General features: G+C 67.4%; 24 protein-coding genes. 4 read left to right on the top strand and 20 right to left on the bottom strand.

The window, feature by feature from the left end; translation table 11 throughout:
- Positions 1–127: 127 nt before the first annotated feature.
- The 11 genes from BLW48_RS30140 to BLW48_RS30090 form a co-directional block, all read right to left on the bottom strand.
- Positions 128–2,218 (bottom strand): TonB-dependent siderophore receptor, encoded by a 2,091-nt coding sequence (locus tag BLW48_RS30140; RefSeq protein ID WP_093179293.1) that lies wholly within the window; start codon positions 2,216–2,218, stop codon positions 128–130.
- Positions 2,219–2,411: 193 nt separating this feature from the next.
- Positions 2,412–2,684 carry a hypothetical protein gene (locus tag BLW48_RS30135; RefSeq protein WP_093057387.1) on the bottom strand — a complete coding sequence of 91 codons (273 nt, stop codon included), beginning with the start codon at positions 2,682–2,684 and terminating at the stop codon, positions 2,412–2,414.
- A 77-nt stretch (positions 2,685–2,761) separates the two neighbouring features.
- Positions 2,762–3,553 (bottom strand): fumarylacetoacetate hydrolase family protein, encoded by a 792-nt coding sequence (locus tag BLW48_RS30130; RefSeq protein ID WP_093077540.1) that lies wholly within the window; start codon positions 3,551–3,553, stop codon positions 2,762–2,764.
- 165 nt (positions 3,554–3,718) lie between these two features.
- Entirely contained in the window at positions 3,719–5,095 is a 1,377-nt protein-coding gene (locus BLW48_RS30125) for an amidase (protein ID WP_093179240.1), read from the bottom strand.
- A 21-nt stretch (positions 5,096–5,116) separates the two neighbouring features.
- Complete coding sequence (locus BLW48_RS30120; RefSeq protein ID WP_093179238.1) at positions 5,117–5,869, bottom strand: SDR family NAD(P)-dependent oxidoreductase; 753 nt, start codon at positions 5,867–5,869, stop codon at positions 5,117–5,119.
- A gap of 13 nt (positions 5,870–5,882) precedes the next feature.
- Positions 5,883–6,632 (bottom strand): SDR family NAD(P)-dependent oxidoreductase, encoded by a 750-nt coding sequence (locus BLW48_RS30115; protein WP_093179237.1) that lies wholly within the window; start codon positions 6,630–6,632, stop codon positions 5,883–5,885.
- Positions 6,629–7,453 (bottom strand): polysaccharide deacetylase family protein, encoded by an 825-nt coding sequence (locus BLW48_RS30110; RefSeq protein ID WP_093057392.1) that lies wholly within the window; start codon positions 7,451–7,453, stop codon positions 6,629–6,631. Before BLW48_RS30110 ends, BLW48_RS30115 begins: the two co-directional genes overlap by 4 nt.
- A 40-nt stretch (positions 7,454–7,493) precedes the next feature.
- On the bottom strand, positions 7,494–8,285 hold the full coding sequence (locus tag BLW48_RS30105; protein ID WP_093179235.1) for an ABC transporter permease: 792 nt from the start codon (positions 8,283–8,285) through the stop codon (positions 7,494–7,496).
- Positions 8,282–9,133 (bottom strand): ABC transporter permease, encoded by an 852-nt coding sequence (locus BLW48_RS30100; RefSeq protein WP_093057394.1) that lies wholly within the window; start codon positions 9,131–9,133, stop codon positions 8,282–8,284. Before BLW48_RS30100 ends, BLW48_RS30105 begins: the two co-directional genes overlap by 4 nt.
- Positions 9,130–10,218, bottom strand: coding sequence for an ABC transporter ATP-binding protein (locus tag BLW48_RS30095; protein WP_093077531.1), 1,089 nt, complete (start codon positions 10,216–10,218; stop codon positions 9,130–9,132). Before BLW48_RS30095 ends, BLW48_RS30100 begins: the two co-directional genes overlap by 4 nt.
- 41 nt (positions 10,219–10,259) lie before the next feature.
- Entirely contained in the window at positions 10,260–11,285 is a 1,026-nt protein-coding gene (locus tag BLW48_RS30090) for an ABC transporter substrate-binding protein (protein ID WP_093179234.1), read from the bottom strand.
- Between the two features lie 172 nt (positions 11,286–11,457).
- Here BLW48_RS30090 and BLW48_RS30085 point away from each other — a divergent pair, with 172 nt between their 5' ends.
- Positions 11,458–12,120 (top strand): MarR family winged helix-turn-helix transcriptional regulator, encoded by a 663-nt coding sequence (locus tag BLW48_RS30085; protein ID WP_218137546.1) that lies wholly within the window; start codon positions 11,458–11,460, stop codon positions 12,118–12,120.
- A gap of 9 nt (positions 12,121–12,129) precedes the next feature.
- Here the strand turns inward: BLW48_RS30085 and BLW48_RS30080 are convergent, their stop codons facing one another.
- A complete protein-coding gene (locus tag BLW48_RS30080; RefSeq protein WP_093179232.1) occupies positions 12,130–13,356 on the bottom strand; it encodes an ABA4-like family protein in 1,227 nt (408 codons plus the stop codon).
- A gap of 134 nt (positions 13,357–13,490) precedes the next feature.
- On the opposite strand from BLW48_RS30080, the gene BLW48_RS30075 reads away from it, so the two are divergent.
- Complete coding sequence (locus BLW48_RS30075) at positions 13,491–14,117, top strand: TetR/AcrR family transcriptional regulator (RefSeq protein WP_093057398.1); 627 nt, start codon at positions 13,491–13,493, stop codon at positions 14,115–14,117.
- A 3-nt stretch (positions 14,118–14,120) separates the two neighbouring features.
- On the opposite strand, the gene BLW48_RS30070 is transcribed toward BLW48_RS30075, so the two are convergent.
- Positions 14,121–14,564 carry an Lrp/AsnC family transcriptional regulator gene (locus BLW48_RS30070; RefSeq protein WP_093057399.1) on the bottom strand — a complete coding sequence of 148 codons (444 nt, stop codon included), beginning with the start codon at positions 14,562–14,564 and terminating at the stop codon, positions 14,121–14,123.
- 136 nt (positions 14,565–14,700) lie between these two features.
- Here BLW48_RS30070 and BLW48_RS30065 point away from each other — a divergent pair, with 136 nt between their 5' ends.
- Positions 14,701–15,603 (top strand): DMT family transporter, encoded by a 903-nt coding sequence (locus BLW48_RS30065; protein ID WP_093179231.1) that lies wholly within the window; start codon positions 14,701–14,703, stop codon positions 15,601–15,603.
- Positions 15,604–15,672: 69 nt separating this feature from the next.
- Here the strand turns inward: BLW48_RS30065 and BLW48_RS30060 are convergent, their stop codons facing one another.
- From BLW48_RS30060 to BLW48_RS30040, 5 genes are all read right to left on the bottom strand, one after another.
- A complete protein-coding gene (locus BLW48_RS30060; protein ID WP_093057401.1) occupies positions 15,673–16,215 on the bottom strand; it encodes an Rrf2 family transcriptional regulator in 543 nt (180 codons plus the stop codon).
- A gap of 30 nt (positions 16,216–16,245) precedes the next feature.
- Complete coding sequence (locus tag BLW48_RS30055) at positions 16,246–16,944, bottom strand: Bax inhibitor-1/YccA family protein (protein WP_093057402.1); 699 nt, start codon at positions 16,942–16,944, stop codon at positions 16,246–16,248.
- Between the two features lie 175 nt (positions 16,945–17,119).
- Entirely contained in the window at positions 17,120–17,485 is a 366-nt protein-coding gene (locus BLW48_RS30050) for a hypothetical protein (RefSeq protein WP_256331010.1), read from the bottom strand.
- A 79-nt stretch (positions 17,486–17,564) separates the two neighbouring features.
- The gene (gene yccS, locus BLW48_RS30045; protein WP_093179290.1) at positions 17,565–19,793 is read right to left on the bottom strand and encodes a YccS family putative transporter; all 2,229 of its coding nucleotides are present in this window, start codon (positions 19,791–19,793) and stop codon (positions 17,565–17,567) included.
- A 47-nt stretch (positions 19,794–19,840) separates the two neighbouring features.
- Positions 19,841–21,178: an NUDIX domain-containing protein gene (locus BLW48_RS30040; RefSeq protein ID WP_093179229.1), complete on the bottom strand. Its 1,338-nt coding sequence runs from the start codon at positions 21,176–21,178 to the stop codon at positions 19,841–19,843.
- A 131-nt stretch (positions 21,179–21,309) separates the two neighbouring features.
- Here BLW48_RS30040 and BLW48_RS30035 point away from each other — a divergent pair, with 131 nt between their 5' ends.
- Entirely contained in the window at positions 21,310–22,527 is a 1,218-nt protein-coding gene (locus tag BLW48_RS30035; protein WP_093179228.1) for an acyl-CoA dehydrogenase family protein, read from the top strand.
- A gap of 21 nt (positions 22,528–22,548) precedes the next feature.
- Here the strand turns inward: BLW48_RS30035 and BLW48_RS30030 are convergent, their stop codons facing one another.
- On the bottom strand, positions 22,549–23,406 hold the full coding sequence (locus BLW48_RS30030; protein ID WP_093179226.1) for a PhzF family phenazine biosynthesis protein: 858 nt from the start codon (positions 23,404–23,406) through the stop codon (positions 22,549–22,551).
- Between the two features lie 2 nt (positions 23,407–23,408).
- Complete coding sequence (locus BLW48_RS30025) at positions 23,409–24,389, bottom strand: Bug family tripartite tricarboxylate transporter substrate binding protein (protein ID WP_093179225.1); 981 nt, start codon at positions 24,387–24,389, stop codon at positions 23,409–23,411.
- Positions 24,390–24,418: the final 29 nt, after the last annotated feature.

Raw genomic sequence — 24,418 nt, 5'->3', positions numbered from 1 at the left:
GAACTTCAAAGGGGGAGAAAAATTGGATGACGGCTCCCTCGATGGCCATCGGCCGCTGCAGAAATCCAAAAGCCGGCGCGCCGTCGAAGACGGCGGCCGGCCAAGGAAGCAAAGACTGCGAGAAGGCCTAGAAGTCGAGCTTGGCGCTCAGGCTGAAGGTGCGCGGGTCGCCGGGCTTGATGTAGTTGTCGTACTGGTATTCCCAGTACTTCCGGTTCGCCACGTTGTTGATGGCCGCGCGGAAGGTCGTGTTGCGCCCGCCGATGCGCGTCGTGTAGCTCGCGCCGATGTTGGCGATGGTGTAGCCGGGCACGGTCAGCTGGTTCGCCGCGTTCAGCATGGTGTTGCCCGTGTACTTCATGTCGGCCGACAGCTTGAGGCCCGGCACCTGCGCCACCGTGTACGACACCTGCGCCGTTGCCACCAGCTTCGGCGCACCCGCCACGCGGTTGCCGACATAGCTGCTGCCGCGCTCGTAGGAGCTGTCGAGCAGCATCAGGTTGCCACCGATCTGCCACTGCGAGCCCAGCCGCGTGGAAGCGCCGAGCTCCAGGCCCTGGTAGATCGACTGGCCGTCCTGCACCAGCACGTTGGAGCTGTTGGCGTATTCGGCGCCGCGCTCGATGCGGAACAGCGCGGCCGTGGCGCTCCAGCGTTCACGTTCGGTTTTCACGCCCAGTTCGTACTGGCGGCTCTTCAGCGGGTTGAGCAGCGCGCCGTCGTTGGCGTAGAGGTTGCTCACCGTGCTGCCGGGCTCCAGCGATTCGACATAGCTGGTGTACAGCGTGGTGTCGGGCGCGGGTTTGTACATCAGCGCCAGCGTGGGCGTGATCACGCCGCTCTTTCGGTAGGTGGAGTTCTGCAGGCCGGTGGTGTCGTAGCCGACCTGTTCGTAGGTGGTGCTGCGCAGGCCGGCCAGCACTGACCACTTCTCGGACAGCTTCATCGTGTCGCTCGCGAATATTGCGCGCTGCGTGATGTCGCTGTTGCGGTAGGGCGTGAGGTTCGTCACGCTGTTGTAGCTGTTGGTGTTCTGACCGAAGATGCTGCCGGTGCCCACCAGTTGGTAGACGGCGTTGCTGCTGTAGTAGTTGACCTGCTTCTGCCACGACGCGCCCAGCGTCACCTGGTGCTCGAAGTCGCCGGTGCGCAGCTTGCCCGTGGCCATGGCCTGCCACTGGTTGAAGCGGTGGCCTTCTTCGCTGTCGGAGCGGTAGTCGTCGTAGCTGCCGCTGGCGTCCTGCAGGTAGGAGATTCCTTCGTTGCGGCTTCGCGTGGCGCTGCTGTGGCTGTAGCTGGTGCTGAGCGTCCAGTCGGGCGATAGCTGGTATTGCAGGCCGGTCGAATAGAGCCTGAAGTCGGTGGCAAGGTGCTGGCCAGGGCCGACGAGGCTCGCGTTGTTGGCGCTGATCGTGGACGGCAGGCTCGTGCCCGTGTAGCTGCCCAGGTAGATCGATGGCGTCTGGCCGGTGGAGGTGCGCTTCTGGTAGAGCGAGTCGAAGGTCCAGGTGAGCTTGTCGGTGAGCTTCGCGTCGAGCCCGAGCGACACCGAGTCGCGGCGGATGTTGCCGTCGTTGTAGGTCTTGCCTTCCTCGTGCGTGGCGTTGAGCCGGTAGCCGAAGCGGTCGTCGGTGCCGAAGCGCCCGCCCAGGTCGACGTGCTCGCTCCAGATGCCGGCGGTCTTGTAGCCGACCTCGATGCTGCGCACCGGCGTGTCGGTCGGCTTCTTCGTCACGTAGTTGACGATGCCGCCCGGCGAGCCGAAGCCGTACATGAAGCCCGACGAACCCTTGAGCAGCTCGATCTGCTCGAAGTGCTCGTAGGGCATGGTGATGGCGTAGCTCAGGAAGGGCTGGCCGTTGATGCGGTAGGCGTTCTGCCAGTCCAGCGGCAGGCCGCGCACCGTGATGTAGCTGGCCCAACTGCTGTAGGCGCCGCTGTTGTCGGACACCGACGCGTCGAGCGCGAACACGTCACCCAGCTTCGACACCTGGCGCTCGGCCATGTCCTCGCTGGTCACGACGGTGGTGGAGAAGGGCGTTTCAAGCTGCGAGCGCGCACCGAGCGCGCCGCTGCTCACCTTGGCGCCGAGGTGCTGCTGCGAGTCGTCCTGCGATTCGGCCGTGACAGTCACGGTCGGCAGCGAGGAGGTTTCTTTGTTTTGCGCCTCCTGTGCATGCGCGCGGCCGATCTGGGCGGCCGCCCACAGCACCAGCAGCGTGGCGCGCGCGGGCGGGCCGAATGCGCTGCGCCTGAATGAGGTCGGGGAGGGGACCGTGACGGTGCCGGCGGTGTTCTGGCGTCCAGGATTCAACGTTGACTCACTTCGCAAATAAGAATGCTTCTCATTTTAAAGTTGAATCTCGGAGAAATCTTGGAGGCCACCCGCCGCCGGGTGCTGCTTGCCCTCGTCAGTGCCCGTTGCCAGGCGCCGGCGCCAGCCCGCGCTGCTTCAGGAAGTCATAGAGGCTGACCGCGAGCACCTGTGCAATGGGTATCGGCAGCGTCACGCGCAGCACGGCGGCCCGATGGACCGGGCACCGGTCGGAGCTGTGGTCGACGCGGCTGGCATCGAAGGTGATGTGCACGCAGCCCGCGTTGACCCAGTATCCCGAGACTTCGTCCGCGAACACCTGCGGGGCGTGCAGATCGTCGATGTAGGTGGCTTGCGGAGGCTGGGACATGGTGGCTCTGGAGATGCAGGAGCCCCGATGATCGGCACCAATCTGGTAGGAAAAATGGTGCGACGGCCTCCGCGCCCTCAGACGATCCGCACCGACAGCTCCGGCAGCCGGTCGATGTGGATCTCGATCAGGTCGCCGCGCACCACGGGCCCGACGTTCTCCGGCGTGCCCGAGTAGATGATGTCGCCCGGCTTCAGCTCGAAGGCCTGCGACAGCCGGCTGATCTGCTCGGCCACCGACCAGATCATGTGCTTGAGCGTGGCGCTCTGCTTCGTCTGCCCGTTCACCTTGAGCCAGATCGCACCGTCGGTGAAGTGCCCGACCTTCGCCACCGGGTGGATCGGTCCGATGGGCGCCGAATGGTCGAAGCTCTTGCCGATTTCCCACGGTTTCTTCTGGTCGCCCATCTCGCGCTGCAGGTCGCGGCGCGTCATGTCGAGACCGAGCGAATAGCCGTACACGTAGTCGAGCGCCGAGCTCGCCGGGATGTTGCGCCCGCCCTTGGCCAGCGCCACCACGAGCTCCACTTCGTAGTGGTAGTTCTTCGTGAGCGTGGGATAGGGATGGTCGGCCACCACGCCGGGTGTCACGACCTGGATCGCGTCGGCCGGCTTCTGGAAGAAGAAGGGCGGCTCGCGGCTCGGGTCCGAGCCCATCTCGCGCGCATGGGCCTCGTAGTTGCGGCCGATGCAGTAGATGCGGCGCACCGGATAGACCTGCTCGCTGCCCACGATCGGGATGGTCGATGCGGCGACATCGAAAGGCGTTGCCTGCGTGCGGCTGGCGCCTGCGGGCAATGCACAACCGGCAATGGCGCCCGTGGCCATGGCAGCGGAACCGGCCAGCAGGCCGCGACGGGACGTGATCATGAGGGTCTCCTTGTTCTATGAAGAAATGCGCGTGCTGTACCCCGCACGGCCGGTTCATTCTGGGACGGCGAACTGCTGCCCAACCGTACGCATCTACGCAAAAACAGGACAGAACCCACCTGGCGCCCGCCAGGCCTCGTGCGCGAGGCGGAAGAGAAGAAAACTTCAGCCGAGCGCGCGCTCCACCAGCCGTGCAATGGCCAGCAGGTGGTCGTCGTCGTACCAGCGGCCCGCCAGCTGCAACCCGATGGGCAGGCCGATCGCGCTCTTGCCGCAGGGCATCGAGAGCGCGGGATGGCCCGTCAGGTTCATCGGGTAGGTGTACGGATACCAGGCGCCGCGGATGGTGCCGGCGGGCCGGCCGCCGATCTCCACTTCGCCGCTCACGTCCATGTCGATGGGCAACGGCGGCGCCGAGACGGTGGGCGACACCAGCACGTCGAAGCGTTTGAAGAGCGTCTGCAATTCAGTGAAACAGCGGGTCTTGGCGAAGGTGGCGTCGTGCAGGTCCACCGCGCTGTGGCGGCGGCCCTTTTGCACGGCGTCGATCAGCGTGGGGTCGAGCCGGTCGCCGAAGCGCTCGAGGTTGGCGCCCACGCGTGCGGCCAGCATCGACTGCAGCACCACGAGGAAGTGGCGTTCGAGCGCCACGAAGTTCAGCTGCACGGTTTCGACGATGGCACCTTCGCGTTCCATCGCCTGCACGGCGGCCGTCGTCACGGCCTCGACTTCGGGGTCGATCGGGTTGCCCGCCGTGGGCAACCACGCCACGCGCAGGCCGCGCAGCGACATTGGCATCGCACGCTGCGGCACCGGCCCGCCCAACCCATAGGGATCGCGCGCGTCGAAGCCCTTGATGACATCGAACAGCAACTGCGTGTCGGCCACGTCGCGTGCCATCGGGCCGGTGAAGGAGTTCGCCGAGAACAGGTCGGGCGCCTGCAGGTTCGGCACCACGCCCAGCGTGGCCTTGAGCCCGACGATGCCGCAGCACGAAGCCGGAATGCGGATGGAACCACCGCCGTCGGTGCCGAGCGCGAGCGAGCCGAGGCCCGCCGCTACCGCCACCGCCGCTCCGCTGCTCGACGCACCGGGCGTGTAGCGCGCGTCGATCGGGTTCAGCGTGCGGCCGAAGATCGGTGCGGTCGCCACCTGCTTGTGGCCGAACTCGGGCGTGGTCGTCTTGCCGATGAGGATGGCGCCTGCGGCCTTGGCGCGCGCCACCGCCACGGCGTCTTCCTTCGGCACGAAGTCTTCGTAGATGGCCGAGCCCATGGTGGTGCGCACGCCGGCCGTGAGCGTCAGGTCTTTCACCGAATACGGTACGCCGTGCAACGGACCGAGCGTCTCGCCGGCCATCACGGCGGCTTCGGCGCGTCGCGCGGCATCGAGCGCCTGCTCGCCCGTCACGGTGATGAAGGCATTGAGCTCGCGGCGCGCCTCGATGCGCGAGAGCGCGTCGCGCACCGCCTCCACGGGCGAGGCTTCCTTGGTGCGGATCAGTGCGGCGAGCTCGCGTGCGCTGTGGTCCATCAGATCCATGGTCGTGTCCTTGAAAAGCGGTCAGAGCATCCAGCGGCCGCCGTCGATCAGCAGCGTCTGGCCGGTGATGAAGCGCGCTTCGTCGCTCGCGAGGAAACGCACCGTGGCGGCCACGTCCTCGGGCGAGCCGACGAAGCCGGCGGGTGTGTCGGCCACGATCTTCGCGAGCACCTCGGGGCGCAGCCTGTCGTGCGCGCGCGTGCGAATTGCGCCGGGGCACACCGCATTCACGGTCACGCCATGCGGCGCGAGCTCCCGCGCCAGCGAGCGCGTGAAGCCCACCACGCCCATCTTGGCGGCGGCGTAGTCGGCCAGGCCCACGTCGCCGGCAAAGGCTGCGTCGGTGCTCATGTTGACGATACGCCCGAAGCCGCGCGCCTTCATGCCAGGCGCGATGCGGCGCGCGGCGCGCATGGTGGTGAGCAGCGACACCTCGATGACGAAGCGCCACACGGCCTCGTCCGATTCGGTGAACAGGCCACCGCGTTCGCGCGCGCTCTGGCCCACGTTGTTGAACAGGATGTCGACCGGGCCCAGTTCCTTTTCGACCCTGTCGAAGAAGGCCGAGACCACGGCGGCATCGGTGCAGTCGCCCGACACGCGCAGGCAGCGCGCGGCGGCTTCGGGCCTGGTTGCGAGTTGCTGCGCGAGCGGGGTGCAGTCGAGGTCCAGCACGGCAACGCGCGCACCCTGGTCCAGAAAGTCGAGCACCGTGGCGGCGCCTATGCCCTGGCCACCTCCGGTGACGACGGCGATGCGATGGTCGAAGCTCATGGCATCTGATCCTTCAGTGGAAGGTGCGTCCGCCGTCGACGGCCAGTGCGGTGCCCGTGATGTAACTGGCACCCGGGCCGCTCAGGTAGAGCACGGCCTCGGCCACTTCCTCGGGCGCGGCGACACGGCCCAGTGCATAGCGCTGGCGGATCTCGTCGAGCGTGCGCGCCGGGTCGTCGCTGTGCTCGTAGCTGGTGCGGAACAGAGGCGTGTCGATGGCGCCGGGGCACACAGCGTTGACGCGGATGCCGTCCGCCGCCGCTTCAATGGACAGTGCCTTGCCGAACATGATCACGGCCGCCTTGGTGGCGCAGTAGGCGGTGCGATTCGGTAGCGGCCGCAACCCTGCCCCCGAGGCGATGTTGACGATGCTGCCGCCGCCCGCCGCGCGCAGGTGCGGCATGGCGGCGCGGCACATCAGCATCGGCCCCGTGAGGTTGACGGCCAGCGTGTGGGCCCACTCGGCGTCGTCGGTCTGCTCCAGCGGTTTCAGCGAATCGACACCGGCCGAGTTGACCAGCGCGTCGATGCCGCCGAGCCACTGGGCGGCATGGTTTACCGCCGCCTTCACGGCCGGTGCGTCGGTCACGTCGCACACCAGTGGCAGCGCCGCATCGCCCAATGCCGCGACACATGCCTGCAGCCGTGGCGCATCAAGGTCGAGCAGTACGACGCGTGCGCCACGTTCCACCGCGAGCCGCGCCACCGCGAAGCCGATACCGCTCGCGCCGCCGCTCACCACGAAACGCAAGGCGGTGGTCATGCCTTGACCGCCGCCTTCAGGCGCGGGCGCATGTCGTCGGAGATGCGGTCGCAGCGGTCGATCCATACACCCGAGTGCGCCAGCGCATGCTCGATGAGCCCTTCGAGCACCTTGAGCCGCGATGGCTGGCCGATGATCTGCGGGTGCATGCCGACCATCATCATCCGGTCTTCGGCGTAGAGCATGTCGAACTCGCTCGTCCACGCCTCGAGCACGGCAGAGGGCGCCTGCAGCGTGCGGCCCGGCAGGGTGATCGAGTACTGGAAGAAGGGCGCGTCGTCGAGCACCCAGCGAAAGGGTAGCTCCACGATGTCGGTGCGCTGCCCGCCGATTTCCAGCAAGTAGGGTGAGTCGTCATCGAAGAAGTTCGACGAGTAGTCGAAGCCGTACTCCTTGAGCAGGTCGAGCGTGATGCTGCTGAACTCCGCCGCCGGCGAACGCCAGCCGCGTGGGCGAGTACCAGCCAGGCGGGTGAGCGTCTCCATGCCGCGCTCCATCTCCTCGCGTTCTTCCGCGGGGCTCAGGTTGACGATCCAGCGGTGGCTGTAGCTGTGGTGCGCCACCTCGTGGCCCTTGTCGACCACCTCGCGAACCAGGTCCGGGTGCTTGTCGGCCACTTCGCCGGGAATGAAGAAGGTGGCGCTGATGTCATAGCGCGCCAGCAGCGCGAGGATGCGCGGCATGCCGACCTTCCAGCCGTAGGCGCCCTGCGACATGAGGATGGGGCGCTGCGCGTTGGCGGGGTCGCGGCCGGTCCACATGGTCTCCGCGTCGAGGTCGAAGGTCAGCATGAGCGGGAAGCCTTTGCTCGTGGTCGGCATCAAGAAACTCCTTGGCGAATGAGGTGAAAAGGGGGTGTGCTCAGACGTGCTTGTGGAAGCCCGTCCATCGCTCGGCCAGCAGCAGCACGACGCCGGTGGTCACGATCAGAAGGGTGGAGACGGCGGCCACGCTCGGGTCCACGCCCTGCTCGACCGAGGTGAAGATCTTCACGGGCAGCGTCGTTTGGCTCGCGGAGAGCAGGAACACCGACACCGGCACGTTGTCGAGCGAGGTGATGAAGGCGAAGAGGCCGCCAGCGACGAGGCCGGGTTTCACCAGCGGCAACGTGACCAGGCGAAAGCTCGTGAAGCCGTCGGCTCCCAGCACGCGCGCCGCGTCCTCGAGCGACTCGTCGACCGCCGACAGGCTGCCCAGGCTCGCGCGCACCACGTAGGGCACGGTGATGACCACGTGTGCGAGCCACAGGCCCAGCGAGTTGCCGCGCAGGCCGGTCATCGTGTAGTACTGCAGCAGCGCCACGCCGAGCACCACCGAAGGCAGGATCAGCGGCGCCATGAAGAGCGAGGTGAGCGCACCCGCGCCGGGCACCATGCGGCGGTGAATGGCATAGGCGGCAATGAGGCCCAGCACCAGCGCGGCGGCGGTCGATGCGGTGGCGAGCCACAGGCTGGTCCAGGCGGCGCTGAGGTACTCGGGGTCGCGCAGCACCACGTCGAACCAGTGAAAGGTCAGGCCCTTGGGCGGGATCGTGAGGTAGGCCGTCTTGCTGAAGGCCGCGAGCATTACCACCAGCACGGGAATCTGCAGGAACACGACCACCGCGATGGCCGTGGCCGCGAGGAACGGCGCCTTCTTGCCTTCGATGCTCATGCGTTGCCTCCCCAGCGCCTGAGCACGCGGCTCGACAGGCCGATGACCACCAGCGTGAGCGCGGTGAGCGCAAAGGACATCGCGGCGCCTGCGGGCCAGTCGAGCGTCTGCAGGAAGTCGTCGTAGATCAGCGTGGCCATCACCTTGTAGGTAGGCCCGCCCAGCATGCGCGGCGTGACCAGTGCGCTGATGGTCAGCACGAACACCAGGATCGACCCCGACAGGATGCCCGGCGCGCTCATCGGCAGCGTGATCGACCAGAACACGCGCAGCCGGCTTGCGGCCAGCGTGTACGCGGCCGCCTGCACGTCCTTGGAGATTGCCTGGATCGCCGGCACCAGCATCAGCACCATGAACGGCAGGAAGATGTGCGACATGCCGACCAGCAGGCCGAACAGGTTGAACATCATCTTGATCGGCCGCTCGATCAGGCCGATGTCGATGAGCAGGTTGTTCACCAGCCCGCGGTTGGCGAGCAATGCGATCCAGCCGAAGGAGCGCACCACCAGGTTCAGCAGCATCGGGAAGATGACGAGCATGGTGAGCGTGAGGCGCATCTTCGGGCCCGCATTCGCGATGTAGTAGGCCAGTGGGTAGCCCAGCAGCAGGCAGATGGCGGTGACGCCGAAGCCCAGTACCAGCGTGCGCACCACCACCTCGCGGTAGTACTCGTCGGTGAGGATGCTGGTGTAGTTCTCGAGCGTCCAGCCGGCGGCGATGCCGGTGCCGGGCACGTAGGGGTGCAGGCTCAGCGGCACCATCAGCAGCACTGGCGCGACGAATGCCAGCAGCAGGAGCAGCAGCAGCGGCGACGCCAGCAGAGTGCCGGTGATCTTGCGCGGCGTCATGCGGTGGCCTGGCTTGCCGTGGGTGTCACGTACACGTGCTGCGGCTCGACGCTCACCCGCACCGGCGCGTCGACCGCCAGGCCGGCGTGCGGGCCATTGGTGAGCGCCTCGGCGATGAGCTCGGTGCTGCCGAAGGCCAGCAGATATTGCACGCGCGAGCCGACGAAGGAACGCATGGCCACGCGGCCCGAGAGCGTCGGGCCGTTCGACGCCGCCGCGTCGGCGAAGCGGATGTCCTCCTGGCGCACCACCACGTCGACCGCCGTGCCCTGTGCCATGCCATCGGCAGCCGTGGCCGCAAGCACCGGGCCATCGTTCAACTGCACCGCAGCCGCGCCTTCGGGCGAGCGCACCACGCGGCCCGCGAGACGGTTGGGGCGGCCGATGAAGCTCGCGACGAAGCCGGTGGCGGGACGGTGGTAGATGGCCTCGGGCGTGTCGAACTGCTGCACCACGCCGTGCGCGAGCACGCACACGCGGTCGGACATCGACATCGCCTCGCCCTGGTCGTGCGTGACGAACAGCGTGGTGATGCCCACTTCGCGCTGCAGGCGCTTGAGCTCGATCTGCATCTCGTCGCGCAGCGAGGCGTCGAGGTTCGACAGCGGCTCGTCGAAAAGAAGGATGCTGGGGCGCGGCGCGATCGAACGCGCCACTGCCACGCGCTGCTGCTGGCCGCCGGAGAGCTGGCGCGGCAGTCGGTCGCCGAGCGCGGAAAGCCGCACGCTGGCCAGCGCCTGGTCGACGCGCTGCTTCAATTCGCTGCCTTGCAGGCCTTGGCGGCGCAGGCCGAACGCGACGTTCTCGAACACGCTCATGTGCGGGAAAAGTGCGTACGACTGGAAGACCAGGCCGATGTTGCGCTTGTTGGTGGGCAGCGCCGTGACGTCGCGGCCATCGACGAGGATGCGCCCGCCCGTCGGCTCGATCAGGCCGGCCACCATGCGCAGCACGGTGGTCTTGCCACAGCCCGAAGGGCCGAGCAGTGAGATGAACTCGCCGTCGTGCACCGACAGCGACACGGACTGTGCGGCAATGTGGCCCGGGTAGCGTTTCTCGAGGCGGTCGAGCGTGAGTGCCGGCATGTCGTTCGGTCCTGGAGGTTGCGGTGGCGAATTGCAGCGGCTCAGCGAGCCACTTCGCGCTGCCAGCGCTTGGTCCATTCCGGCAGCGACTTGGCAACGGCCTCGGGGTCGGGCAACCAGAGGTTGTCGAAAGTCTCCTTGTAGGGAACGATCTTCGCGGCCTTGTCGCTGAGCTTGACCTGCGTGTTGACCGGGCCCGCGTACTTGCGTTCTGCGAAGCAGGTCTGGCCTTCCTTGGACAGCACCTCGTCGATGTACTTGAGCGCGAGCGCAGGCGACTTCGCGCCCTTCGGGATCACCAGCGCAGGCAGGATGCCCACCGCGCCTTCCTTCGGATAGACGATGGCCAGCGGCAGGCCCTTGTCGATGGCCGAGCCGGCGCGGTCGGGGTACCACACGGCGGCGGCGATCTCCTGGCGTTCGAAGAGCGACACGATCTGGTCGGCCTGCGTGTAGAGCGTGACCGACGATTTCGCGATCGGCTTGATGGCCGTGAACCCCGCGTCCATGTTCGCGAGCGTGCCACCCTTCATGCGGTTGAGCGCCATCAGGAACTGCGAGCCCGAGGTGCCGCTGATGTCGCCGATGGCGAGCTTGCCGTCGTACTCGGGCTTTGCAAGGTCGGACCAGGAGGTGGGTGGTGTCTTGATCTGCTTGGTGTCGTAGACGATGACGGTCGCACCGGTCATGAACACGACGTACTGGCCGTCCTTGTCGAGTGCGCGCGGCGACACTTCGGCGGCGTTCGTGAGCTTGCTCTTGTCGATGGTCTCGAGCAGCTTCTCGTTCTTGAGCTGCGCAGCGAGCGAGTTGTCGATGTAGACCACGTCGAAGTCCGACTTGCCGCCGGTCGCGCGGATCGCGGCCGCGAACTGCGAGGAACTGCCCAGCTTGAGCGCGACCTTGGCCCCTGTTTTCTTCTCGAACGACGCGATATGGCAGGTCTTGGAGTCGTCGGCGAAGGAGCCGCCGAAGATGCCGACCACCAGCTCCTCGGCCTGTGCAGCGCCTGCGAAAAGAGCGGCCACCAAGCCGGAAACGAGACAGCGAGAGAACATGGTTTTCATGAAGAGCTCCTGTGGGCAAAACCCGGAACGAAGGGCCGGATGGCCGCGTTGGAATTCACTTTATCTTTCGCAAAAGATAAATGCAAGGCATTTAAGATAGGGACCAACCCGCGCCATCGCGCCGCACCACAATGGCAGCGCATGGGGCATCAACCTGGATGGAAAGCACGTCATGCCGCACAAAAAAGAAGCGTCGAATCGACGTCCGCCCCAAGGCGATGCAAGGCATCGCGACGATGCTGCTGAGGCCGCTGAGGCCGCCAAGCCCGTTGCACCGGCCGATGAAGCGCCGATGGAAGGCGGTGCCGACCTGGTCGAGCGCGGCATCCAGCAATGGAAGCGCGAGCGGCCTGACATCGACAGCAGCGGCAAGTCCGTGGTCGGCCGGCTGCTGCGGCTCGAAGAGGTGGTGCTGCGCACGCTGAACCAGGTGCTGGAGCCCTTCGGCATGAAGTACCAGGAGTACGCGGTGCTCGCTACCTTGCGCGTGGCGGGCGCGCCCTACAGGCTGTCGCCGTCGCGCCTGCAGAGCACGCTGCTCTTCACTTCGGGTGGCTTGTCGAACCTGCTGAAGCGGCTTGAGAAGGAGGGCTGGATCAAGCGCTCGATCGATCCGAACGATGGTCGCGGCGTGCTGGTCAAGCTAACCGCCAAGGGCATTCGCCTGGCCGATGAAGCGATGCCGCGCCACGCGGCAGCCGAATTGCATTTGCTGCGCATGTTCGATGCGCCGCAGCGCGACGTGCTCTCGAGCCTGCTGAGCCAGATGATGACGGGCAATGCGCCCGAGACTGGCCCCGAGCCCGGCCAGGCGCTGCGCACGAAGAGCGACTGACCGAGAGAGCTATGCCGCGGCCTGAACGCCGAGCGCAATCAGCGGCACGCCCGCATAGGCAAGGCTGAACATCCGCAGAATCAGCGCCGCGTAGAGGCCCGTCAGGAGCCAGACTGCCGCACGGCCCCATGGCATGAGCGACACGCTGATGAGCGCGCCCGCCAGCGGCAGCAGCTGCTGTGCGTGCACGCCGAGGAAGTGCGGCACGCGCAGATCGCCGCCGGTGGCTGACCAGCCGAACAGGGGGAGCATTGTGCCGCCTGCGATGGCGCCGATGGTCGATCCGCCGTGCTGGCTGATCGCGATGCCCGCGCCCGCTCCGGCTATGAAGGTCAGGACCAGCCCCAGCACCACGGCCAGCCGGTAAGGCGCCGCCAGCGCGTCGCCGTGGCGCGCGAATAGCCACGCGAGCGGCAATGCCGTGGCGTTGAGCGACAGCGCACCCACACCCATCAGGCTGTACATGACGATGTGGAAGGTCGAGTCTTCATTGAAATGCGAGGCCTGCCCGAGGGCACCTTGCAGGGTGATGTAGCCGACCTCGAAGACGCCCGTGGCGATCACCACCGCGACGATGGCACGTTCGATGCGGCTGCCGCGTCGCTCGCGCGGCAGGTCGCCGAGCAGCCATGCAGTGGTCAGCGCGTAGAGGCTGACCGAAGCCATGAACTTCAACGGCTTGACCCACACGCCTACGCCGTTCAGCGTGCGCGGATCGAGCCAAGCAGCCACGAGGGCAGGCACCATCACTGCGAGCAGCAGGCCGCCGAACCAGGCCAGCTGCGGTTGCCGCCGATGCACTTCGCGCGCCAGCGCCATGCATGCGGGCGCGACCCGCAGCGCCAGGAAGGCCAATAGGCCGACTGGCCCGAACAGGAAGGTGAGACCGAAGCAAGGAATGAGCAGCACTGGCGCGATGCCCGCGCGCTCTCCCTCGCGTGCGATCCACGTGCCCACGAACAGGTCGAAGGCGAGGTAGTGGAACCATCCGGCGGTGAGCAGGCCCGGATGCTGGAACAGCGCATGCACCGCCGACAGCGAGCTGTAGCCGCCACCGGCCGCGGACCAGTACGTCGCCATCAGCCACCAGTACGCCAGCCCCAGGCCAACGGGAATGACGATGCCCGTCGTTGCCCATATCACCGGCTTGGCACGCCCGAGCCACGGGGCTGCGCCGAGCGCGGCCCAGGCAGGAAGGGCGACGGTGCTGCCTGCGCTGAAAAGTGAGTCGAACATGGAAGAGCCTCGCGTTCAAAAAAGGCATGCCGGGATTGGCATGGCATGATCTTTACACTGTTTAGATAAAAACGCCAGCAGATTCTTTAGAAGGTAGAGTTCCCTCCTTTGAAGACCGAAAGCAGCAACCAGCCATGGCGGCAAAGAAAACAGAGGAAGCCCCCGCGCCCTATCACCACGGCGATCTGCACGCGGCGCTGATCGGGGCTACCGAAGCCCTGCTCGCCGAGCGCGGCATCGAGGGCTTCACCCTGCGCGAAGCGGCGCGGCGCGCCGGCGTGTCGGCGGCCGCGCCCATGCATCACTTCGGCAGCGCAGCCGGGTTATTGACCGAGGTGGCGATCCTGGGCTTCGAGGAACTCACACGCTGCCTGCGTGCCGGCACGGAAACGGGTGGCACCGACCCCGCGCGTCGCTTGCGTGGGCAGGGCATGGGCTATGTGCGATTCGCGCTGGCCTACCCGGCGCGCTTTCAGCTCATGTTCCGCAAGGACCGGTTGACGCAAGACCTCCGGCTGCAGGCGGCCGGCGATGCGGCATTCGCCGAACTGGAGCAGGCAGTGCGCGACTACAACGGCTGGAGCAGCAAGAAGCCGCCGAACCGCGCGATGCAGGCCGCCGCGCTCGGCGCCTGGTCCGTCGTGCACGGCTTTGCGCATCTTGCGCTGGACGAGAAGTTCGGCGAGCAGGCCGGCAGCGCGTGCACGAACGATTTTGTCGAGAGCATGCTGCCGGAAATACTGAAGCAGTTCTGGCCCTGACCTTCACTGAGCCGGAAAGGGCGGCAGCCGCCTGCGGATCGTCTGCGCCTTCACGATGGAGGTATTGGTCTCGGCCTTGCTCGCGATGCGGTCGAGAATGCCGTCGAGCTGTTCGAGCGATTGCAGGAACAGCCGCGCGACGAAGCAGTCTTCGCCTGTGACCTTGTCGCACTCGCAGAACTCGGGCGTGGCCTCGATCAGCTTCTGCACTGCCTGCAGTTGCCCCGGCAATGGGCGGATGCGCACGATGGCCTGGAACTGGTAGCCCAGCGCCTTCGGGTTCACGTCCAGCGTGTAGCCGCGGATCACGTCGCGCTCTTCAAGTCGTCGCAGCCGCTCCGACACGCTGGGCGACGACAGCCCCACGTGGTGGGCCAGTTCTTTCAGGGACATCCGCGCGTTGCCGGCCAATGCCTGCACGATGGTTTCGTCGATTGCGTCGAGCATGTTGCCGATCTCCGGTGAATGGGCCGCGATGGCTTGTTTTGAAAGGTCATCAGCGGTAATTGCCTTATTCAAAGCATATCCAATCCGCGCCGGACGTGGCACGCTTGCTCCTTCCTTTCTGCCATTCGAGACAGACATGCAGACACAGCTTCGCGGTGCGCTGGAAATGAGCGCGGCCATGGTGATTTCCGGAACCATCGGATGGTTCGTCGTGCGATCCGGACAGCCGTTGCCCGACCTGCTGTTCTGGCGCTGCGTGTTCGGCGCGGCCACGCTGCTCATTGTGTGCCTCGCTCTGGGCCTGCTGCGGCGCGGCCTGACGCTGCGCAGCTTTGCGCTGGCCGCGTTGGGCGGCGTGGCGCTGGTCGTCAACTGGGTGCTGATCTTCGCTTCCTTCTCGCGCGCGTCGATCTCGATTGCCACGGCGGTCTACAACACGCAGCCCTTCATGCTGGTCGCGCTCGGCGCACTGCTGCTGTCGGAACGGCTGACCGCGATGAAGGCCGTGTGGCTGTGCATCGCGTTCGCCGGCGTGGTGCTGGTGGCGCAGGCCAAGCCTGGTGGCGGGGCCGACGGTTCGGCCTATTTCGTCGGCGTGCTGATGGCACTGGGCGCGGCCTTCTGCTACGCGGTGGCCGCGATCATTGCGAAGAAGCTCGACGGCATCGCCCCGCACCTCATCGCGCTGATCCAGGTCTGCGTGGGCATCGTGATGCTCGCGCCGTTCGCGCATCTGAAGACGCTGCCCACCGATGCGGCCACGTGGGGCGTGCACCTGGCCATGGGCGTGGTCTACACGGGCCTGGTTTTCGTGCTGCTGTACGGGGCGCTGCAGAAGCTGTCGACGCCCGTGGCCGGCGCGCTGTCGTTCATCTATCCGCTGGTGGCCATCGGCGTCGACTATGTCGCCTTCGGCCAGCGGCTGGGCGCATTGCAGGTGGTGGGCGCCGCGGCCATCCTGATAGCCGCGGCGGGCATGACTTTCGGATGGACCCTGCCCGGCGTGCCGAGGCGCTCGCCCGCCACCGAAGAGCGCTGAGTCAGGACGTCGTCGCGTGCGGCCGCGCCGGGCGACCGCATGGTCCGTGATGGCGTTGACCGGCTGAGGCTAGCTGGCGCTCTGCTGACGCCGTCCCAGTGCGAACACCGAGTTCGGCGCGTCGACCACAAAAGGCTTGCGCGTGGCCGGCTGACCGGTCGGCGTACGCCGGGTTTCGGTCCGTACTGCGGCTTGCACGCCCTTGGCCTTTTGTTCGTCGACCAGGCTTTGCAGCGAGATCGACTTGAGGAACTCGACCGCCCGCAGGTTCACGGTGGCCCAGAGCTCGTCGATTTCGCAGCGGCCGGTCTCGCCCGGGGCGTCGGCGTCGCGCCGGCGGGTGGATTCGGCATCGTGTTCCTCGATCGAGAGAACGATGTCGGCCACCGAAATCTCCGCCGCCTTGCGGCTGAGCGAATAGCCGCCGCCGGGGCCGCGGGTCGATTCGACCAGGCTGGCGCGCCGCAGCTTGCCGAAGAGCAGCTCCAGGTACGACAGCGACACGCGCTGGCGCAGGCTGATCGAGGCCAGCGTGACGGGGCCCGACCGGCCGTGCAGGGCGATGTCGATCATCGCGGTGACCGCGAAGCGGCCCTTGGTGGTGAGACGCATGGGATGTTCCTTTCCTTCCTTCGTGGGGAATTACTCGTCCCGGCCGCCCGCGATGCCCAGCAGGGCCAGCAGCGACTGGAAGACGTTGTAGATGCTGAGATACACACCCAGCGTGGCGGAGATGTAGTTGGTCTCCAGGCCGTCCTTCACGCGCTTGAGGTCGTGCAGGATGAAGGCCGAGAAGATGCCGATGGCCGCGACCGACAGCGTCATCATCAGCGCGCTCGACTGGATGAAGAAGTTGGCGATGCCAGCCACCAGCAGCAGGATGGCGCCGATGAAGAGCCACTTGCCCATGGCCGACAGGTCGCGCTTGATGACCGACGACAGCGTGGCCATGCCGAAGAAGATCGCGCCGGTGCCGGCGAACGCCGTCATCACCAGACTAGCTCCGTTGGCCAGGCCGAGCACGGAGCCCACCAGGCGCGAGAGCATCAGGCCCATGAAGAAGGTGAAGGCCAGCAGCACCGGCACGCCGGCGGCCGATTCCTTGGTTTTCTCGATGGCGTACATGAAGCCGAAGGCGCCGCCGAGGAACACCATCAGGCCGATGCCCGGCGACATGGCGCGCGAGAAGCCGGTGGAAACGCCGATCCAGGCGCCCAGAACGGTGGGCACCATCGACAGCGCGAGCAGCCAGTAGGTGTTGCGCAGCACGCGGTTGCGTTCCTGCGGCGAGGCGAGCGGGAGGTCGAAGCCGTCGTGATAGGTGGAGGGACTGTTGTTCATTGTGTTGATTCCTTGAAGCTGGACCGGTGCCGGCTGCACGCAATGGCGCGCAAGGGGCACAGGGCCGGAAATGAGAGATGTCGTTGCTGCGATGCGGGTGCCGCCGGATGGCGGGAGCCCGGATCGAAAGGGCGGGAGCCATGGCGGCTCCCGGTCGCGCAAGGCCTTGAGGGGCCTAGGCGACGAAGGCAGCGGCGCGGGGTGGCCGCTTGGGTCGAGCGAGGAACGGCGCGACGGAGGTGGTCAGGCCGAGCTTCGGCGGCTGTTCCGTAAAGCGCAGCAGCGCGGGGGCGCCGTTGCGTGCGTCGACCAGTTCGGCATGCTCGGAGCCGGCTTCGTCGACGGAAAGGGAATCGTCCGACGCCTTGTCGGCATCGCTTGCCGGCGTTGCTGCATCGGAGAAGTCAGCACTGACAACCAGCGCGGACTCCTGCTGTTCGCCGTGCGAATGGCCGCCACCGATCACGCTGTGGGCAAGCACGGCAAAGCCGTAGCAGGACAGCATGATGGACAGGACAGTGGCGACAAACCAGCGGGACATGTAGGGGTAATCTTACCTGCCGCGCCGTGGGGTGTTCACGGCGGGTGCTTTCAACCGACCGGATCGCATGGATGTTCGCTCAGGCTGGCGCGGTCGTGGTTTCGCTGCCTTCGGACTGCAGCCATTCGCGTGCATGGGTGCGCAACGCGTCTATCTGCAGCCAGATCAGACCGAGTTCGGTATGAAAAGTTCGCGCCTGCGGGTCGCCGCCGTCCCCGTTCTCGCCGCTGGCGGCAACGGCCTGCGTCAGTGCGGCGCGCGCGGTTGATTCCGCAACTGCATCGCCCGGCGCCTCGATCACGCCCTTTTCCAGCCCGGCCGCCAGCCCTTCCAGCGCTGCGATCGCACCTTCGGCCGCCGTGCGCAGCACCGCCATCTGCGCCGAGTCTGGCAGCGCCGCACGGTGGGCGCCCAGGGCCGAGAGGTAACTCAGCAGCGTGTGCGACCGGATCAGGAAGCGCAGCGCCACCCCCGCGCGCGGACGCACGTAGCCCGGCTCGCGGAACATGTCCGACACGGCCGTGGACAGCGCTGCATCCGCGTTGTGGTCGTTGCGCCGCGCCAGCCGGTAGTCGAGGTGGTCGCGCGCGCCGGTGCGGTACTGCCCGACGATCTGCCGCAGGTAGCCGGCATGGCCGCGCATGGCGGCCGCCGCCAGCTCGTTGATGCGCCGTGCCTGCCAGTGCGGCAGCACCAGCAGCACGGCCAGCCCGGCGATCGCGCTGCCGATGGCGGTGTCGACCAGCCGCGGCACCAGCAGCACGCCGCTGTCGCCGACCTGGTTGAAGCACATCAGCACCAGCAGCGTCATCGAGGCTGTGGCCAGCAGGTAGCGCGTGGCGCGGGTCGCGAAGAACAGCACGCCCGCCACCACCGCGATCACCGACTGCACCAGCGGCTGCGGAAACAGCTGCAGCAGCGCCCAACCGGCCACCACGCCGAGCGCGGTGCCGGCAATGCGCTGCCCCATGCGCGAAATGGTGTCGCCATACGTCTGCTGGCAGACGAACAGCGTGGTCAGCAAGATCCAGTAGCCCTGCGCCGGGTGAATGGCGCGCATCACGCCGTAGCCCGCCACCAGCGCCACCGACAGGCGCAGCGCATGGCGAAACAGTGGCGAGCGCGTGGTGAGCTGGCGCCGCACGCGCTCGATCGCATCGCGCCATGAGCGCGGCGAGCGGTCGAACAGGCCCATCTCCGTACGGCCCGCGCGCGCCGACGGCTGGCTGGCCCCGGCGAGTTGCCCGTCGAGCAGCGCGAGGTTGCGCGCCAGCGCCTCGACGGACGCAAGCAGCGCCAGCCGCCCGGGCGTATCGGCCCGCGCGCGCTCATGCTCGATGGCGCTGCGCAGGTCGGCCAGCGCCTGCACCGTCTCCGTTCCCACCTCGAAGGGCTCGCGCCGAGCGATCGAATCGGCCAGCCGCTGGCAGGCCAGGCCCTGCAGGCCCAGCAGGCGCTGACAGCGGTAGAGCAGGTCGCTATGGAAGAAGGCGTCGGCCAGCGCGTTGTAGTCGTCGTGCGAGGAGCTGGCGCGCTCGTGTACGTCCTGCGCGATCAGGTAGAGCCCGCGGTAGCGCGAGAGGCGCCCGGTCGGCGCGCGCGCGCCGATGCGCAGGAAGATGCTTTCCTTCGCCGCGTTGAGCTCCGCCACCACTTCGGCATTGAGCTGCGCCAGTGCGAGCCGCTTGCGTTCGATGTCGATGCCGCGCAGCGGCTCGAACAGCGATGCCTTGAAGCGCACGAAATTGCCCAGCACCGCGAACAGCGTCACGAGCCGTGCCTGCACCGGCTGCGCCGGAAAGGCCGCGCACCACAACACCGAGAACACGCCGTACCACGCAGCGCCCGCCAGCAGCAGCAGCGGTTCGCGCCCGCGGTGCGTCACGCCGTGCGCGCCCATGTTCTCGATGCCAAGCGTGGCGTACATCGCGAGGATCAGCGTCGCATAGGCAATCGCCTTGTAGCGCGCCCCCACCGCCCCAAGCATCGTGAGGCAGAAGGCCGCGAGCGCAAGCCCGGTGATGAACAGCAGCGGCAGGCCGAACGCCGCCTCGACCGCGAACGCGATGGCCGCGAAGCAGCCCAGCGTGACCACCTGCGCGCGCAGCCGGCCGCGCCAGCTGTCGTCGGTCTCGGCGAGCGCGCTGGCGATGGCGCCGAGGAACAGGGGAATCACCGCATCAGGATGGCCGGTCCAGGCGCAGGCCGCCATGAGGCTGCCGAGGGTGAGAAGGATGCGAACGGGTTGCGCGCGGGAAGCGAAAGACCGCAGCCGCTGGCGCAGCGCGTCGGGAGACAGGGGAAGCATGGGCTGATCTTGCACGATGCATGCCACGGCCGTGTGGCGCCTTGTGGCTAGGGCGCAGGCCGGCTGCGCAGGAAGCCGTGGCGCGGGGCTATCCACCGGGCTCGGGCGTCGTCGGCTGCGGGGGCAACCCCTGTGAGCAGCATCTCGTCCTCGACCTGCAGGAACTGGCGGGATTGCGCCCCGTCCGTACCCGGCAGCACGCGCAGCGTGGCGCCGCCCAGGTCGATCCGTTCGCCCGGCGTGGGCAGCACCGTGGAGGCATCGGGCCAGATGTCGAGCAGGCCGGCGAGGGCGCCCATGGCTTCTTCCGGCGACGCCTGCGTAGACAGGATCCATCGCACGCGCCCGGGTGCCGCTGCAACGAGGGCCGCGGTGTGCCCGGGGCTCGCGGGCAACGCATCGATCAACGCGCAATCGCCGCCCTCAGCTCCTACGAAGTAGCTGTGCGCCAGTTCGCCCGATGCTTCGCCCGTAACCCGCAGAACCCGCGCCGACAGCCGCGTCACCAGCCCGGCTTCGTGCGCATAGCGGCCACCGCCCTTGCCCTCCGGGTCGAGATGCGCCACTTCTTCGTATGCCGGCTCGTCCATGTTCACCGGCCGTCGTCCCGCGGGCCCGTCCGCCAGCCGGGGCATGACGCGCGGAATGTGCTTCAGGCCGCGCGCATGGCTCATGAGCTCGGCCGTGCTCGCGAACTGCGCGAGCTGCTCGAGGATGCGGCGCGTCACGTTCATCAGCTTGAGCCCGCGCGCCGGGTCCACGGCCTCGGCGGGGCGCAGCCACATGTGCTCGACCGTCTCGCGGCCATCGGGCTGCACGCGCTGCGCCTCGGGCATCGGCGCGATGAAGAAGCGCGTGTCGAAGCGGCGCGGCATGCCTGGCGGCGTGAGCCAGTAAGCGAAATAAGCGAGTCGGTCGGCCGCGAGCCGCCAGCCGTGCCGCTCGCACAGCGAGAGCAGCGCATCGGTGCCTTGCTCCGCTGCATGGCGCATGGCGGCGAGCTGGTCGGGCGGCAGGCTGTCCAGCGACACCAGCCGTTCGGTGCCGCCGTCGGTCGCAAACAGCACGCCGGCTTCCTCGAAGCATTCGCGGATCGCGGCTGCGTAGTAGTCGAGCCCGCCATCAGGCACCGCGAGGCGTTCGCTCGCGGCCCTGTCGTCCATGCCGGCGCAGTGCACGTGCAGGCCGCGGTCGTGCGCATCGATCACGCCGCCCGGAAACACGCTGGCGCCGCTGTTCTGGTCGTTGGCCTTCTCGGCCCGCCGCAGCATCAGCACTTCGAGACCGTGGCTTGCGTCGCGCAGAACGATGAGGGTGGCTGCCGAGCGCACGGGGCGCGGCGGCGAAGCGGGTTGTGGCGTGGCATCCGGAGTGCTGGCTGTCATGCACGCATTGTCGCGCCGGTGGCTGCTGCGAAGGCGACAGCAGGGGCCTCGGGCTGTCGCGCGGAAGACCGTCCGGAATGCGGTGCGCGACGTACCTTCAAGGCACATCGACTGTTGCTGAAGGACGCACCATGCATTTCGAATTCACACCCAGGGTGATCGCGCTGCGCGAGGAACTGCTCAAGTTCATGGACGAGTTCGTCTACCCGAACGAAAAACGCCATGAAGAAGAACTGGCCGCCAACGCCCGCGCAGGCCGCCCCTACGCCGAGCTGCCGATGATGGCCGGCCTCAAGGCCAAGGCGCGCGAGCGCGGGCTGTGGAACCTGTTCCTGCCGGAGTCGGAGCACGGCCCGGGGCTGAGCAACGTCGAATACGCCCCGCTGTGCGAGATCATGGGCCGGCGCTACTGGTCCTCCGAAATCTTCAACTGCTCTGCGCCCGACACCGGCAACATGGAAGTGCTGGCGCGCTACGGCACCAAGGCCCAGCAGGAGCGTTGGCTCAAGCCGCTGCTGGCTGGAGAGATCCGCTCGTCCTTCGCGATGACCGAGCCCGAGGTGGCGTCGAGCGACGCGACCAACATCCGCTGCAGCATCCGCCGCGAAGGCAATGAGTACGTCATCAACGGGCGCAAGTGGTACATCACCGGCGCGATGAACGAGCGCTGCGAAATCTTCGTGCTGATGGGCAAGACCGACCCCGACAACGCAGATCGCCACAAGCAGCAGTCGATGATCCTCGTGCCGAAGAACACGCCCGGCGTGACCATCGTGCGCGACATGGCACTGCTCGGCGTCTACGACCCGCCGTTCGGCCACCCCGAGATCGTGTTCGACAACGTGCGCGTGCCGGTCGAGAACATCCTGCTCGGCGAAGGCCGCGGCTTCGAGATTGCACAGGGCCGCCTCGGGCCTGGGCGCATCCATCACTGCATGCGTGCCATTGGCATGGCCGAGGCTGCGCTGGAAATGATGTGCCAGCGCCTCGTGTCGCGCGTCGCGTTCCACAAGCCGCTGTCGGAGCAGGGCGTGTGGCGCGAGCGCATTGCCGAGTCGCGCATGCTCATCGAGCAGTCGCGCTGGATGGTGCTCAACGCGGCCTACCGCATGGACACCGTGGGCAACAAAGTCGCCGCAAGGGAGATCGCGATGATCAAGGTGCTCACGCCCAACAACTGCGTGAAGGTGATCGACTGGGCGATGCAGGCCTTCGGCGCCATGGGCCTGAGCCAGGACACGCTGCTCACACATTTCTACGCCTACGAGCGCCACCTGCGCGTGGCCGACGGTCCCGACGAGGTGCACCGCAACGCGATTGCCAAGCAGGAGCTGGCGGCGTACCAGTAAGGCAGGACCAGCCGTGCTGCTTCAGGGGCGGTCCGCTGCGGCGTCGCCGCCCACCCAGCAGCCTTCCTGCGCCATCGCCTCCGAAGGCAGTCCGACGTGGATGGCAGAGGGCGACCCCATGGCCTCGCCCTGGCGCACCGTCACCGACAGCGCGCCGCGGCCGACCAGGCCCAGATGGCGCAGCCCCCACGCGAGCGCGGCCGCGGCGATGCCCGTGGCAGCATCTTCCGGATAGCCCGAAGACTTCGGAAACTGCCGCGCGCTGACTGTGTCGGCTGCGTCCTGTGACATCGCGTAGGGATACAGCCCGGTGGACCCGAGCCGCTCGCACAGCGATTCGACGCGCGAGAAATCCACGCGCAAGCCATGCAGCTGCGCCGTGTCCGCCAGCCGCACCAGTGTCTTCACGCGGCTGGTGGCGGCATTGAGCACCGGCCCCGCGATCTGCGATGCGTCGATGCCCAGGCATTGCGCGATCTCTTCGACCAGTGCTTGCTTCGTCACCTCCTGCACCACCGCGCGCGGCTGGCTGATCTGCACCGTGCCATCGACACGCCGTCCCGTCACGGTGCCGCTCAGCGTCTCGATGGCGACCGGTGCGCCGTTCCATTCATCGCGCTGGTGCAACAGCCACAGCGCGCCGACCGTGGCGTGGCCGCACATTTCCATTTCGTGGTTCGGTACGAAGTAGCGCATGCGCAGGGCATGAGCGGGCGTCGCGGGCTTCAGCACGAAGACCGATTCATGCCCGCTGCGCCGCGTGTATTCCTGCATCTGCGCGCTGGAGAGGTCGTCGGCATCGAGCCAGACCGGCGCGGGGTTGCCGCCGACCTTCGGGTCGGGCCCCACGAAGACGCGGATGTTGTGAACGCTGGCCATCGTCAATCGGCCCTCGCGTTCACCGAGCGCGCGATGCCGCCCCAGAGCTTGATGTCGCCGCGGATCTGCGCCTGGAACGCGTCGGGCTGCACGTTCCACGGCGTCACGCCCTTGGCGAGCATGTCGGCGCGCAGGGCCGGGTCGTTCATTGCCGTGTCGAGCGCGGCGCGCAGGCGCTGCATCACCGGCTGCGGCGTGGCTGCCGGGGCCATCAGGCCGTACCAGAGCTGCGGCTTGAAGTCCTTGATGCCGGCCTGCTCGAAAGTGGGCACGCCGTCGAAGCCGGCCGAGGGCTCGCTGATCGCCAGCGCCCGCATGCGGCCGCCGCGCACCTGCGCCAGCAGCGCGGGCGGGTTGTCGAACAGCGCCTGGATCTGCCCCGCCATCAGGTCGGCCTGCGCGGGCGCTGCGCCGCGGTAGGGCACGTGCGTCATCTCGATGCCGGTGCGCTGCTTGAACAGTTCACCTGTCAGATGGCTCAGGCTGCCGTTGCCGATGCTTCCGTAGTTGAGCGCCTGTGGATGCGCCTTGGCGTAGTCGATGAAGCCCTTCACGTCGCGTGCCGCCAGCGAAGGCGTCACCACCAGCACGAAGGGCGTGGTGCCGATGGTGCCGACCGGCACCAGGTCCTTGATCGGGTCGTAGGGCCGCTTGGGGTACACCGCGTCGGCCGATGCGATGGTCGACGTGGTGGTGGCCACGAGCGTGTAGCCGTCGGGATTCGCCTTCGCGCCGAAGCCCGTGCCCACAGTGCCGCCGGCGCCGGACCGGTTGTCGATGATCACCGACACGCCGAGCGCGGCCTGCAGCCGCTGCTGCACCGAGCGGAAGATCACGTCCGTGCCGCCGCCGGCGGGGAAGGGTACGATGATCGTGACCGGCTTGCCTGGATAGTCCGGGGCTGCCCAGGAGGCTGCAGGGCCGTACAGAAGCCCGGCGGCTGCCAGACCGAGGAGCGCGCGGCGCAGAGGTTTTGAGGTCATGCTTCTTGCTTGCGGGAGTGGTGTTTCCC

This window comes from Variovorax sp. YR266 (assembly GCF_900107295.1).
In the GTDB taxonomy this organism is placed as follows: Bacteria; Pseudomonadota; Gammaproteobacteria; order Burkholderiales; family Burkholderiaceae_C; genus Variovorax.
The sequence above is the reverse complement of the archived record's forward strand: the minus strand, read 5'-3'. Positions and strand labels throughout refer to the sequence as shown.

Excerpts from the sequence above, each read along its gene's own strand:
- BLW48_RS30135 (WP_093057387.1), bottom strand. The coding sequence starts at position 2,684 with ATGTCCCAGCCTCCGCAAGCCACCTACATCGACGATCTGCACGCCCCG.
- BLW48_RS30130 (WP_093077540.1), bottom strand. The coding sequence starts at position 3,553 with ATGATCACGTCCCGTCGCGGCCTGCTGGCCGGTTCCGCTGCCATGGCC.
- BLW48_RS30125 (WP_093179240.1), bottom strand. The coding sequence starts at position 5,095 with ATGGATCTGATGGACCACAGCGCACGCGAGCTCGCCGCACTGATCCGC.
- BLW48_RS30120 (WP_093179238.1), bottom strand. The coding sequence starts at position 5,869 with ATGAGCTTCGACCATCGCATCGCCGTCGTCACCGGAGGTGGCCAGGGC.
- BLW48_RS30115 (WP_093179237.1), bottom strand. The coding sequence starts at position 6,632 with ATGACCACCGCCTTGCGTTTCGTGGTGAGCGGCGGCGCGAGCGGTATC.
- BLW48_RS30110 (WP_093057392.1), bottom strand. The coding sequence starts at position 7,453 with ATGCCGACCACGAGCAAAGGCTTCCCGCTCATGCTGACCTTCGACCTC.
- BLW48_RS30105 (WP_093179235.1), bottom strand. The coding sequence starts at position 8,285 with ATGAGCATCGAAGGCAAGAAGGCGCCGTTCCTCGCGGCCACGGCCATC.
- BLW48_RS30100 (WP_093057394.1), bottom strand. The coding sequence starts at position 9,133 with ATGACGCCGCGCAAGATCACCGGCACTCTGCTGGCGTCGCCGCTGCTG.
- BLW48_RS30095 (WP_093077531.1), bottom strand. The coding sequence starts at position 10,218 with ATGCCGGCACTCACGCTCGACCGCCTCGAGAAACGCTACCCGGGCCAC.
- BLW48_RS30090 (WP_093179234.1), bottom strand. The coding sequence starts at position 11,285 with ATGAAAACCATGTTCTCTCGCTGTCTCGTTTCCGGCTTGGTGGCCGCT.
- BLW48_RS30085 (WP_218137546.1), top strand. The coding sequence starts at position 11,458 with ATGCCGCACAAAAAAGAAGCGTCGAATCGACGTCCGCCCCAAGGCGAT.
- BLW48_RS30080 (WP_093179232.1), bottom strand. The coding sequence starts at position 13,356 with ATGTTCGACTCACTTTTCAGCGCAGGCAGCACCGTCGCCCTTCCTGCC.
- BLW48_RS30075 (WP_093057398.1), top strand. The coding sequence starts at position 13,491 with ATGGCGGCAAAGAAAACAGAGGAAGCCCCCGCGCCCTATCACCACGGC.
- BLW48_RS30070 (WP_093057399.1), bottom strand. The coding sequence starts at position 14,564 with ATGCTCGACGCAATCGACGAAACCATCGTGCAGGCATTGGCCGGCAAC.
- BLW48_RS30065 (WP_093179231.1), top strand. The coding sequence starts at position 14,701 with ATGCAGACACAGCTTCGCGGTGCGCTGGAAATGAGCGCGGCCATGGTG.
- BLW48_RS30060 (WP_093057401.1), bottom strand. The coding sequence starts at position 16,215 with ATGCGTCTCACCACCAAGGGCCGCTTCGCGGTCACCGCGATGATCGAC.
- BLW48_RS30055 (WP_093057402.1), bottom strand. The coding sequence starts at position 16,944 with ATGAACAACAGTCCCTCCACCTATCACGACGGCTTCGACCTCCCGCTC.
- BLW48_RS30050 (WP_256331010.1), bottom strand. The coding sequence starts at position 17,485 with ATGTCCCGCTGGTTTGTCGCCACTGTCCTGTCCATCATGCTGTCCTGC.
- yccS (WP_093179290.1), bottom strand. The coding sequence starts at position 19,793 with ATGCTTCCCCTGTCTCCCGACGCGCTGCGCCAGCGGCTGCGGTCTTTC.
- BLW48_RS30040 (WP_093179229.1), bottom strand. The coding sequence starts at position 21,178 with ATGACAGCCAGCACTCCGGATGCCACGCCACAACCCGCTTCGCCGCCG.
- BLW48_RS30035 (WP_093179228.1), top strand. The coding sequence starts at position 21,310 with ATGCATTTCGAATTCACACCCAGGGTGATCGCGCTGCGCGAGGAACTG.
- BLW48_RS30030 (WP_093179226.1), bottom strand. The coding sequence starts at position 23,406 with ATGGCCAGCGTTCACAACATCCGCGTCTTCGTGGGGCCCGACCCGAAG.
- BLW48_RS30025 (WP_093179225.1), bottom strand. The coding sequence starts at position 24,389 with ATGACCTCAAAACCTCTGCGCCGCGCGCTCCTCGGTCTGGCAGCCGCC.